Source organism: Paenibacillus wulumuqiensis (assembly GCF_000971965.1).
Lineage (GTDB): Bacteria > Bacillota > Bacilli > Paenibacillales > Paenibacillaceae > Saccharibacillus > Saccharibacillus wulumuqiensis.
On sequence record NZ_KQ040793.1, the window covers coordinates 53,037 to 65,567 of the forward strand.

At 49.8% G+C, this 12,531-nt stretch carries 9 protein-coding genes and 1 pseudogene; 2 read left to right on the forward strand and 8 right to left on the reverse strand.

All coding sequences use genetic code 11. The features are described from left to right. Nucleotides 1-7 precede the first annotated feature (7 nt). Nucleotides 8-838, reverse strand: coding sequence for a hypothetical protein (locus tag WH45_RS22715; RefSeq protein ID WP_052723600.1), 831 nt, complete (start codon nt 836-838; stop codon nt 8-10). A 306-nt stretch (nt 839-1,144) separates the two neighbouring features. After that, nucleotides 1,145-3,019 (reverse strand): DNA helicase RecQ, encoded by a 1,875-nt coding sequence (gene recQ, locus WH45_RS03255; protein WP_046212994.1) that lies wholly within the window; start codon nt 3,017-3,019, stop codon nt 1,145-1,147. 465 nt (nt 3,020-3,484) lie between these two features. Between recQ and WH45_RS22720 the strand changes: the two genes are divergently transcribed. Further along, nucleotides 3,485-4,825, forward strand: coding sequence for a carboxypeptidase regulatory-like domain-containing protein (locus WH45_RS22720; RefSeq protein WP_152663473.1), 1,341 nt, complete (start codon nt 3,485-3,487; stop codon nt 4,823-4,825). Between the two features lie 172 nt (nt 4,826-4,997). Here WH45_RS22720 and WH45_RS03265 read toward each other — a convergent pair whose 3' ends face one another. From WH45_RS03265 to WH45_RS03285, 5 genes are all read right to left on the reverse strand, one after another. Then, entirely contained in the window at nt 4,998-6,401 is a 1,404-nt protein-coding gene (locus tag WH45_RS03265) for an amino acid permease (RefSeq protein WP_046212995.1), read from the reverse strand. 44 nt (nt 6,402-6,445) lie between these two features. After that, nucleotides 6,446-7,459 carry a homocysteine S-methyltransferase gene (gene mmuM, locus WH45_RS03270; RefSeq protein ID WP_046212996.1) on the reverse strand — a complete coding sequence of 338 codons (1,014 nt, stop codon included), beginning with the start codon at nt 7,457-7,459 and terminating at the stop codon, nt 6,446-6,448. A gap of 277 nt (nt 7,460-7,736) precedes the next feature. Further along, nucleotides 7,737-8,363 (reverse strand): nitroreductase family protein, encoded by a 627-nt coding sequence (locus WH45_RS03275; protein ID WP_046212997.1) that lies wholly within the window; start codon nt 8,361-8,363, stop codon nt 7,737-7,739. Between the two features lie 65 nt (nt 8,364-8,428). Further along, nucleotides 8,429-8,824 carry a DoxX family protein gene (locus tag WH45_RS03280; protein WP_046212998.1) on the reverse strand — a complete coding sequence of 132 codons (396 nt, stop codon included), beginning with the start codon at nt 8,822-8,824 and terminating at the stop codon, nt 8,429-8,431. A gap of 610 nt (nt 8,825-9,434) precedes the next feature. Continuing rightward, nucleotides 9,435-10,889: a family 43 glycosylhydrolase gene (locus WH45_RS03285; RefSeq protein WP_046212999.1), complete on the reverse strand. Its 1,455-nt coding sequence runs from the start codon at nt 10,887-10,889 to the stop codon at nt 9,435-9,437. A 322-nt stretch (nt 10,890-11,211) separates the two neighbouring features. Here WH45_RS03285 and WH45_RS03290 point away from each other — a divergent pair. Then, nucleotides 11,212-11,502 (forward strand): annotated as a pseudogene (locus tag WH45_RS03290) (SDR family oxidoreductase); the annotation flags it as partial. A gap of 37 nt (nt 11,503-11,539) precedes the next feature. Here the strand turns inward: WH45_RS03290 and WH45_RS03295 are convergent. Next, nucleotides 11,540-12,454, reverse strand: a complete 915-nt coding sequence (locus WH45_RS03295; RefSeq protein WP_046213000.1) for a LysR family transcriptional regulator — start codon at nt 12,452-12,454, stop codon at nt 11,540-11,542. Nucleotides 12,455-12,531 lie beyond the last annotated feature (77 nt).

The following is a 12,531-nucleotide window of genomic DNA, read 5'->3' on the forward strand; positions in this document are numbered from 1 at the left end:
CGTTCCTTTACAGACAGCCGAGTACCCAGCCTTCGCGCTGGATCAGCCCGTGTTCATCCACACCCAGCGTAGCCAGCTGCAGATACGGCTCCAAGGTGTGGGACTGATCGCGCTGCTGCATCCAGCGGGCGATATAGCAGGCATCCCGCTCGTGTTCACTTATCGCGGCACTCCAGCCATCTTCCGCTATCCGCCGCCGATACAGTGACGGATATCCCTCCACAATCACATGATGATCTGCCGGAATATCCAGCCCGTCATACGGCCAGAAATGTACTTTCATCCCGCGTTGCTGCTGATATCTGCGCAGTCTGCCAATCCATGGCAATACGGTATGGGTCGAATAGGAGACGGCGCCCTGCATACCGGATACCCGGTCCAGATCGGTGACGCTTTTGGTACTGGGGATGAATTCACGCTCCACCAGCCGCTTGTCTGTCGAATTTGTATAATCGGCCTGCTGCTTGCTGTCTTTCATGGTGAGCCGGGTGGTTTTCCACGTACGATTACTCCACTGCAGGAACTGGTCCCAGTCTGCCAGCTGCAGCCGATCAAGCTGTGTGACCGGATAGGATAGACCCGCATCGATTCCAATGATCATTCGTTCACTGCTGTTCAGCAGTTGATCACGCAGCCAGATATAGATGCTTCGCCTTGACCACCAACCGGATTTGGCAGGAGGGATATTGATACTGCGGCTTGTCCTGTCGGGAGGCGGGTACAGCAGACGGTAAATGCCTGCCTCATCAGCCTCGGCTACTGCAAGACCGCGTATATGCGAATCCGGACGCTCTGCACCGGAATAATCTATACCTATATATTTCTGAAATAAAGGCATATCAACCTTCCTTCACTTCGTTATTTATTGAAAAGAATACCATTGGTAATTGGAAAAACACATCTTAGACTGGGCTAAACTTCCAGTCTTGTTCAGTATACACCGCGATCCGCATGATGGCGACGTCCGCTCGGATATTCTTCATGATTCACTGGACCGCAAAATATGTATGTTGCTCTGCTGATTGGTCGCAGAGCATGCTGTACTTAATAGAAGACAATGCAGCGGACTAAAAAAAGCATGGCACCCTCACAGGCACCACGCTTTTTTCTGAAATCAATACAACTATAAATACCCGTCATCTTCCTACAGCTCATCACCATAGACGCTGTCTTCTTCCATCGTCTTCTTCTGGAAAAAGGCAAGAAACGGCTCGCCGTATTTGCGATATTTGACTTCGCCGACCCCTTTGATCGTCAGCATCTCGCCTTCGCTCTGTGGCTCCACTACACTCATCTCACGCAGTGTAGCATCGTTGAAAATGATATAGGAAGGCACGCCTTCGCGTGAAGCCAGCTCACGCCGGATCAGGCGCAGCTGTTCGAAGATCGTCTCGTTCACGGCAGACAGCTCTTCACCGCGGCTGCCGGAACGACTGCGTGAAGACGCGGCTCGGCCGGCTGCAGCAGCGGCAGGCAGCGGTGCTCTTTGCATCACTTTGTGCTGGCCTTTTAACACTTCGCCAGCCAAAGGCTGCAGCTTCACTACCGGATATTGCCCTTCGGTCAGCAGCAGATATCCCTCGGCAGCCAGTACATTGATGCGCTCGGAGATTTCCTTTTCCGTCAGATGAGACAGCAGGCCATGGGTAGGCAGCTCGTCGAACTTGTATTGTACGATCTTTTTGTTGCGTGATCCCTTGAGCACCTGGGCAACGACGGATACGCCGAACCGCTCGCGCAGCCGGTAGATGCAGGAGAAGATCTTTTGCGCTTCAATGGTCGTATCGACCAGTTCGCGGCTGTCCCGGCAGGAACTGCACTGTCCGCACGGCTCACCGGAATGTTCTTCGCCAAAGTAGTCCAGCATGGCGTTGCGCAGACATTTGGTCGTATAGCAGTAGTCGATCATCTGCTGCATTTTGCGGTAATCGTTATGCTTGCGGTCGCCTTCGTTCATATTCTGTTCCAGCAGGAACTTCTGGGTCATGATATCCTGCGGACTGAACAGCAGAATACATTCACTCGGATCACCGTCACGACCAGCACGGCCGGCTTCCTGAATATAGGCTTCCATATTTTTGGGCATATTATAATGAATAACATAACGTACGTTGGATTTGTCGATCCCCATACCGAATGCATTGGTCGCGACAATGACACGCACATCATCGTACAGGAATGCTTCCTGGCTCTGATCACGCTCATCGTCACTCATCCCGGCGTGATAACGACCGGCACTTACACCGCTGCTGAGCAGACGGCTGTATAGATCATCCACATCCTTGCGCGTGGCAGCATACACAATCCCCGACTCATTTTCATGAGAACGGGCATAATCAATAACAAACTCCTTGCGCTGGGTCCCCCGCAGTACGGACATGGACAGATTGTCCCGTCCCAGTCCGGTAATAAATACTTCCGGTTGATCCAGACGCAGCAGCCGCAAAATATCGCTGCGCACTTCCGGCGTAGCCGTAGCGGTAAAAGCCGCCACCATCGGGCGCTCCGGCATCTGCTCCACGAATGGGGCAATCTCCAAATAACTCGTCCGGAAATCATGTCCCCACTGGGAGACACAGTGTGCTTCATCGACAGCGATACAGGTAATCTGCATGCCGTTCATCTCGTCACGGAACCAGTCCAGCTCCAGTCGCTCGGGTGCAACATACAGCAGCTTCAGTTCTCCGCGCCGGGCGGCACGAATACGATCATTTACTTCTTTGCCCGACAATGTGCTGTTAATATACGCAGCAGGCACTCCGGCTGCGGTCAGTGCATCCACCTGATCCTTCATCAGAGAGATCAGCGGTGAAATCACCAGCGTCACCCCATCGTTGACAAGCGCCGGAATCTGGTAACAGATCGACTTACCACCGCCGGTTGGCATAATGCCCAGCGTATCACGTCGTTCCAGCAGACTGGAAACAATCTTGCGCTGTCCTTCCCGAAAATCCTCATATCCAAAATATTTCTGCAGCAGCTCCTGTGCCTGCTGCATGGCAGGCGCCTGCACGCTCATGTACAAAACTCCTATCTCATAAAATGTATCTTTACATCTTGTAGTATTGATTGGCTTATCATATGATCTGCCCAGCGGCAGGTGACAATTAACTTTATCTCATTACAGTATACTCTTCTTCTATTTTATCAGAGTATGCCTGTGAATGTATGCTATTTGCGGCAGACGGCAAAAAGCAGACCCGTAAGGATACGTAGCCTGCCTGGTCTGCTTCCTGTTTTCAATTATAGCGTAATCTATGGTCTTTTCCCAGTGTATTTGCATCTGCTGGCTACGATATAATCATCCTCTTTTCTCAAATCATATGGATTAGTAGCAAGTTAGCACTACTCTTTATCAATACTATGTAATAAGAACCATTATAATTTTGCATTATTTAGGGCTTAAAGTATATTTATGGTTGACAACTAATTGTTAAGATATATAATAAAATGGTAATTTAATACATTTAAAGGGGATAGTAATTTGAAATTAAAATTGAAAATATTGAGTGTCGCTGCGCTTGCTCTATCAATTGGGGTTAGTATGAGTAACCCTTCTGCTTATGCACAATCCGGTTCCTCTACAGATTCTTTTCCAAAGCCTCACAACTTTAAACCATTAATTGAGTCAGCACCCTCCGCAAATAAATCTGCTGATCAAAAGAAAGTACCTCCTAAAAATATCGATTTGCAAAACCAAAATCTGCGTAGCCTAACAGTAGCCGAAGATACATACGGCACTAACACCTCACCGGATCAAGCTCTTACCATTAATAGCAACACCATTACTAATGGCTACATTACTCAGCAGGGAGAGAGCCGCTGGTATAAAACATCCGTGCCCGCCAACTTGAAGCTGACTGCTTATATGGCTGCAGGCGCTACCAACACCGATTATGATCTGGCACTATATCGCCTGAACACGACAACATCTACGTTGGAACAAGTCTCTCTCTCTTCCAAAGGCGCAGGACTGTATGAGCTGCTTAGCTATATTGCAACGTCTGGAACCTACTATATCAGTGTAACTTCTTACCAAGGTGCTGATACAACCAATCCATTCACGCTGTTTACTACTCAATCAGACAGCTATGATCAAAGTGAGCCGGATGATAATCCATGGTTTGCCAAAGATCGCGGTACTACACCTTTCACCAGCCAACAAAACATTGATAATGCTCTCGACGAAGACTGGAGTAAAATCACTTTGAATGCACAGAGCAAAGTAAATCTTCGTTTGAATAATACGTCTGCTAACGGTACCTATATGCTGCAAATCTGGGACGCCAACCTGAAAAGTTTGGGTACACTGAACCAGAATGCAGATGGACAGATTATACTTCCTGCTGGAAGTTATTATGTGCAGGTAATGGCACCATCCAATTTTGACCTTACTACCCCCTATACACTCAGTGTTAATTACCAAAATGCGGCCATTACACGTGTTGCCATTAGTGAAGTGGTCTCCGACCGTGGTGTGCAAGGAATGGTAAACTATGGTTACGGCAAAAAGTGGCGAGTAGGCTATAATATTACCGTTAAAGGCCGTGCTTTTGATGCTACGGGCAATCCAATTGCCAATGGACTGGTAAGCGTAGGAGTAAAAGTAAAGCTGAACAATAAAATTATTACACAAGTTGGCACTACAGACAGTATGGGATACTTTTCTGTTCCACTGAACATCGGCCCGGCTATAGGTCAGTACTCTTATTCTGCACCGGTGTCTACTCATTATTTTGATATTATTGATATTGCCTTTGCAAGTGGAACAAATACCGTGCAAGCCGATATTAATACACTGTATCATTTTGCATACAGCAGCTGATAAAAATAGAATTCTTGAATTTTATTACAATATAAATTATCCTTTGTTATTGGACCTTTTCTTAGAGGACTCAAATACAAGAAAAGCGGCAATCTTTCCTCGGAAGGATGCCGCTTTTTTTGTATTTGTGCAGTCTTTCTATGGCTGGATGCCATAGCATGGGTCGAGCATATTAGGTTTTACGCAGAATTTGCTGAATATAATACACTACATAACACAGCACCATAAAAGCAATCCCGCAGTAAAAAGCCAGACTCTGATTCGGATCAAAGGCTATACCGATACACGACGCCAGACAGAGCACAAAAGCGGCAATCGGTACAAACGGATACAGCGGCGTGCGATATTTCAGATCGCGTACATCATGGCCTTCACGAATATACTGTCTGCGGAACATGAACTGGGATGCCGTAATGCCCATCCAGACCACGACAACGGCAAAGCCCGACACCGACACCAGGAAAATATATACCGTATCCGGTGCCAGCACACTCGACAGCAGCGCCAGTCCCCCGCCGAGCATACTGACGATCATCGCATTCAGCGGAATGCCCGCACGGGTCAGTCTGGCAAACAGCGGCGGCAGCAGACGCTCGGAAGAAAGCGACCACAGCATCCGCGAACACGCGTAGAGACCGGAGTTCGCCGCCGACAGCAGCGCGGTAATGATAACAAAGTTCATCAGATCCGCCGCATACGGAATACCGATCCGATCAAATACAACGACAAACGGACTCTCGATCACACCCGCCTGCCGCCAGGGGATCAGGGCCGACAGCACGAAAATCGTACCGACAAAGAAAATAATGAGGCGGCCCACAGTCGCCTTGATCGCGCGCGGAATCGTCTTCTCCGGTTCCACACTCTCCCCGGCGGCAATACCGATCAGCTCGGTACCCGAGAAAGCAAAGTTCACGGACAGCATCGCCATAAAGATCGGAAAGATGCCATTTGGGAACAGCCCGCTGTCACTCGTAAAATTACTGAGCAGCGGTGCAGCATTCGTATCGTTCATCGGCAGCAGTCCAAACACCGCCGCCCCGCCCAATACGATAAACAGCAAAATAACCGCCACCTTGATACCGGAAAACCAGAACTCGGCTTCGGCAAAAGAACGCACCGAGAACGCATTTAACAAAAAGACCAGTATGGCGAATATGCCGCTCCACATCCAGACCGATGTATCCGGGAACCAGCGCTGCATTAATAGACCGGCTGCCGTAAATTCCGATCCGAGCGCGACTGCCCAGGTAAGCCAGTACATCCAGGCAATCATGTACCCGGTGCCCGGGCCGATAAACTTCGCGGCATACGCGTGAAAGGCTCCCGTTACCGGCATATGTACAGACAGTTCGCCCAGACAAAGCATTACCAGATAGACGATAACCGCGCCGACCAGATAGGCCAGAATCGTACCGAGCGGACCTGCCTGATTAATCGTATATCCCGAACTGAGAAAGAGGCCGGTTCCGATCACACCCCCGAGAGAGAGCATGACCAGATGACGGCTTTTCATTTTGCGTTGAAATTGTCCGGCTTCGGCTTCCTTAGCCGCCGGTTCCTGTTCTGCTGACATGACATTCCTACCTTTCCTTATTGAAGCTTATTCAATTTGCTGCGCTATGCTTCACCTCTGAGCGCTGCACGCACGCTGCTGATATCTGCGGGTGTCGTACGACAGCAGCCGCCGATCAGCCGGGCTCCCTGCTCATACCAATCGCGTGCCTGCTGTCCATAATCCTGTGTGCATGCAGATCCATGCCACGTCTTGGTCACGGGGTCATACTGTTCACCGGAATTCGGATAGACCAGAATCGGCTTGCTCGTCTGTGACCGCATGGTACGGATCAGCGATGGAATATAGTCGAGAGCGGTACAGTTAATGCCTACGGCTGCCGCCTGCTCCTGCGTATCCAGCCAGGCTGCGCAATCTGCGGCACGTTCTCCGCTGCTGATATGTGCTCCGTCTCTTGCACTGAAGCTGAACCAGGCATACACACCGGGGAACTGCTGCAGCACAGTGATGATCGCTTTTGCTTCGATCAGGCAGGGAATGGTCTCGCAGGCCAGTACATCCGCACCGGCAGCGACGAGTTCCCGGATACGCGGCTCGTGAAATTGAACGAGCTGCTGTTCATTCAATCCATAGTCTCCGCGATATTCGGAGCCATCCGCCAGATAGGCACCATACGGACCGACAGAGGCAGCGACAAGCGGACGTGGACGATGTGGGGCTGCAGCGGGTTCGATATCCGGTTGATTCATGACGGACTGCTCCACTGTAGATCTATTGTTCAGATTGCCCGAGCCTGGATAGCTGGACCAGAATGCATCCCGCGCTTCCACCGCAATCTGTACCGATCTGCGGATCAGTTCTCTCGCCTCCTGCTCACTCCATCCGCGCTGCACAAAGCCCGGAATTGTAGCCTGATAACTCGCCGTAATCGCGCAGTCCGCTCCTGCTTCAAAATACCGGTGATGCACCTGCCGGATCGCCTCCGGGTTATCCAGCAGCAGCCGTGCCGACCAGAGACTGTCATTGAGATCCGCACCACTGCGCTCCAGTTCGGTAGCCATTGCGCCGTCCAGGATCATAACCGGGTATTGTTCCAATATAGACTGAATCGGATTCATGCTTTACCCCTTTCATGCAATAAAGTTAATGCTGTTAAAAGTTCCTCCTGACAGAAAATAACTGCACCCGGACCCGCCATCAGCGGAAAAAGTGCAGTCTGTCCATCCTGCCAGACATGTCAGCTTATTGTGAACGTATTTTAGATGATTCCTGTTCATTTGTAAACCATATGTACAAAAGACAGCCTGCATGATCGCTGGCTGTCCGTTCTATTCGATATACTGTTTTATTTCAAATACATTGAGCCTTCATCCTGTAATGGCATCAGGCAGTCGCTCAAAAATGATCATAACTGACAAATTCGCCTACAGGCTTGCGGTAGCCTCTAATGCGCTGGCTGCCGGTATCTTCCCTGCCGATGGTAATCATCATCGCAGGTACATACCGCTCCGGAATATCCAGTATCTGCTGCACGGCAGCAGGATCAAAACCGATCATTGGACAGGTATCCCAGCCTTTGTCCTTGGCAGCCAGCATGAATGTCATCGCGGACAGGCTCGCATTACGAATCGCCTCGTCCCTTTTGAATACTTCGCCCCGTTCGTCATAAAACTGCTGCACTGATGCTACCTGAATATCATATTCCTGCTGATTCAGAATACCAAGATGAAGCAGTCCTTCATTGATCTGCGGGGCATTGTGATGGGCATCCATATGACCGAGTACGATCACAACTGCCGAAGCGGTCTGGACTTTGTACTGCTTGCCGGAAGCTTCATATATCTGCTGCTTGCGCTCTTCATCCTGAACGATCACATAGTGTGCATGCTGCAGATTAAAGGCAGATGGTGCATACTTGACCAGTTCAAAGATCTCCTCCAGCTCATGGGATGAAATATCAACCTGGGGTAGAAATTTATTGGCGGATCTTCTCTGTTTGATAATGGATACCAGTTCACTCATGCGATATCGTTCCTCTCATTTATCGGGTCGGGTAGATCGATTAAATCTGATCTGAATTGTTCAAATTAGATCAGGGCATCCAGCGAGTAAGCACCTGCACCGGTCAGGGCGACACCGATCAGTACGACGATCAGGATCAGGTTGAACTCGTAACCGCCTGCTGTATTCCAGAATCCATTGGGAGCATGCACTTTGACGATCGCCATCACCATGGTCAGCGAGAGCAGCACAGCGACGATTGGAGTGAACAGTCCTGCAGCAAATGCCAGACCGCCCAGCAGTTCCACCAGTCCGGCCGCTACCGCTGCTGCTACACCAGGCTTGATTCCAAGTGATTCCATCCAGCCTCCGGTTCCTTTGGGACCGAATCCACCAAACCATCCAAACAGCTTCTGCGCTCCATGCGCTGCAAAAATAACACCAATCACGACACGTATTAACAATAATCCCATACTCAACATTTTCTTTTCCTCCCGTATTTTAAGTTTATTTTTCAATAACAATCTGCGGATGCCTTTGATTGCAGGCTGATGACTGATAAGCAGATTGTTGTTTGTCTGTTTTGCATAAAAGAGCGATGTTCATTTTTTCCTTGCTCCATCGCTATTTCGATAGTATCTTTAAATTAAGATATTATCCCAAAAAAAATGTGCACTTTGATGTGCGTTGATATCGATTTCTTTATTGATGATTCCGTAGATCATCGTTCATCCTGTTCTACAGAAATTTTTGAAGTATAATCATCTGTATTTCCTCCATAATCTCCATTTGATAAATCTTAATATTAAGATATTTATAATATAACGCCTCTTTTGATCAATTGCAAGCTTTTTTATTGTTTATTTTACGTGTTTTTGTGCTTCTATGTTTATGCTCTTGTGTTTCCATTTTTAATCATTACCGATTGGGTTCCATATAAAAAGCAGCCGTCAAGCCGGACAAATCACTCGGCGCGTTTAATCCGCCGACCGATTGCCTGACTTGCTGGCTGCTTTATTTTTACTTATTCCTTTATTCTTACTTATCCATTGTTATAAAAGACTTACCTTTTGCAGATCTGCATCCCTCCTGTCAGTTCCCCATCAACCGCACTTCATGCAGGGTCGGTGTGTACCAGTTGTTCGGATTATTGTGCAGCACGGCATTAACCATATTGATCCGCACATAACGGGCAGTGAACGATACGGCATCCGAAGTGAATCCATAGGCTGTATTGTTCGTGCGGTCAATCGTCGTGTAATTGACACCATCATTGCTGTATTCGATTTTGTATTTGTAATAAGCTTCCGACCCCTTGTACAGGAACCAGGAAATATTGACCTCGCTGATCTTTTTGGATGTACCGAGATCGATCTGCCACCAGGCGGGCCATGCAGCAGAGCTTGCCGCCCAGGCAGACTGAGCATTGCCATCATTTGCATTGGAAGCAGGAGACGAACCGGCTGCCGAGATCGCTGTGGCTGGTTTGCCCTGTGCATAATTGGTCAGTACCGGCAGTGTAACTTGTCCGGAAGCGGCATCGATATTCCAGCTGCTGTACCAATTCAGGGAAGCGGTGCGGGCGCTGTCATTGAGCGTCAGGGGCAGCCAGATAAATTTGTGATCGCTCAGATTGAGTGGATTCCAGCGGTCGCCCATATAAATATAGCTGGTGCCCGAGCTGCCCGATATGGTCGCAATCGAATGAATCTGTGTCGCATAGGCGGATGGATCTCCGAATGGTGACAACGCAGACCAGCTGCCTGTCATCGACGAAGACGTTGCGTAACTGCCCTGATTGGGATACCAGCCGGATGCCTGGGAAGTGAACAGATAGTAGGTACTTCCTTTCTTCACTACTGCCGGCGCTTCCCGGTAGGCGCCCTCGAATACCCAGCCGACAAAGGAAGACACATTCGTATACTCACTGTTCAGCTTGAAAATCGCCATGGAATTGTTGGCACCACCGTTATTCTGGCGGGAAGCAGTGATCAGATACGCCTGATTGTCCGTATCCACGAATACTGTCATATCCCGGGATTCATAATCGAGCGGGCGGAAGCTTCCCAGATAGGTAAAGTCTCCATCCGGTGTATCACTGGTAGCGACAGCGACGCGGGCGAGTGAATAGTCACTGCCATTCTCGTAGTGCGCCCACATTACATATTTGCCGGTGGCTTTGTTATAAATGACTTTGGGGCGTTCAATTTTGCTGGAGGCGAGCTCGGCGGCGGAATTTTTGGTCAAGATGCTGCGTCCGAATGTCCAGTTTCTCAGATCGGTGGAGGTGTACACGTTGACCTTGTCGAATTTGCCACTGACAGCGTGCTCTCCATACCAGTAATATGTAGAACCGACTTTGAGAATATTGCCGCTGTTCGCCTGAATAGGATTGCCTGCGGTATCTTTCCAGTCGGTTCCGTTGGTGATCGTCGCATTGGCTGCTTCGGCATGCCGGTCTCCGGCTCCCCAGCCGGTCAGTATGAGCAGCAGACCCAGACCGGTGAGCAGCAGCTTGCACGGGAATAAACGGGTGATCTTTTCCATACATTCATCCTCCTGCTTGGATAGTATAGACAGCTTTGGTGGAATACATGCTTATTCTATGAACTTTTGTAAACGCTTACAATAATAGAATAGGGAAATGATGCCCAATATAAAGGAAGAACTGCCTATGCTGGATCGCTGAATATTAGTTGGTCTTCCATCTGCTGCCCATGATCCGGGAGGGTTAGACGATGAGCATGAGTCATACCGATAGACGTATCGCACTGGTTACAGGGGCAAACAGTCCGCAGGATATGGGGACTGCGATCTGCCGCAAGCTGGCTTCAGAGGGTGTGGATATCTTTCACCTACTGGAATGCGGATGCCGGGAGAGCTGGCGTATGCGGCGACCAAGGGTGCGATTTCCGCATTTACCAAGTCCCTCTCCCGTGAACTGGCTCCGCTGGGGATTACGGTAAATGCGGTCAATCCCGGACCGACCGATTCAACGTGGATGAATGATGAGATGCGCGAATATCTTTTGCCCTAATTTCCAATGAGACGTATCGGTACACCCGAGGATGCTGCTTGAATGATCGCTTTTCTTGCCAGTGAAGAGGCGCAGTGGATCACCGGTCAGATTATTCATTCGGAAGGTAGATTTATCCGCTGATCCCACACAAGCTTCGCCGTTTGGCATCTTCACTTCTCTATATACCGACTCCAATTTCATCTCGCCAGCGAACGGCATGCGTGCGAGCCAGCTCCACAAAGGCAGTGAATGACGGCGACTGCCATTTTTTGAGATGGTAGACCATCTGGGTGCAGACGCGCTGATTGTCGTCATTCCACGCCAGCGCAGCCAGCTTGCCTTCTTCAAGCTCTCTGCGGACCGTCATCGTCGGCAGGAAGCTCAGACCCAGACCCGCCATCACACACTGCTTGATCGCTTCGATACTCCAGAACTCCAGACTGGGATCTGTAAAGATACCATGCCGGTTCAAATGCTGCTCGAACAAGTTGCGGTACAGACAGCCTGTCTCCGTATGCAAAATGGTCTCCAGCCGCAGATGTTCCGGCAGCACCTGTGGCTGGAGCACGAGCGGATGATCCATCGGTGCGATCAGCGTCATGCGCTCCTCGACCAGTGTCTCCATATGCAGATCCCGATCGTCCTCTTCCGGCAGCAGGGTGAACACAATATCCAACTCGCCTCGGCGCACCTGCTCCTTGAGCTCCGTGCAATTGCCCGGTCTGAGAATCATGCGTACATTCGGATAACGATTGCGGAATTCCCGAATAATGTCCGGCAGACGCGAGGCGGCGAGCGATTCTGGCGCACCGATATTCAGCGTTCCTCCCGGCTCATCCGACGAACGCACCACATCCCGCGCCATATCATGCATCCGGGCAATCTCCTGGGCATACGGCAGCAAGCGGCGTCCGGCATCGGTCAGCAGTATTTTCTTGTTAATCCGGTCAAATAGCGGCGTATTCAGCTCCTGCTCCAGTGCCTGAATCTGCGCGGTGATACTAGACTGTGCATAATCGAGCTTGTGCGCTGCCCGGGTGAAGCTGCCGGTCTCCACTACCGTCAGAAAAGTAAACAAATGTCTGGATTCCATTCCCATTCCACTCCTTCATCTGATCCGTTTTATACTGATCCATCGGTATAAGCGATGGATGTCATTCATAACTTCCG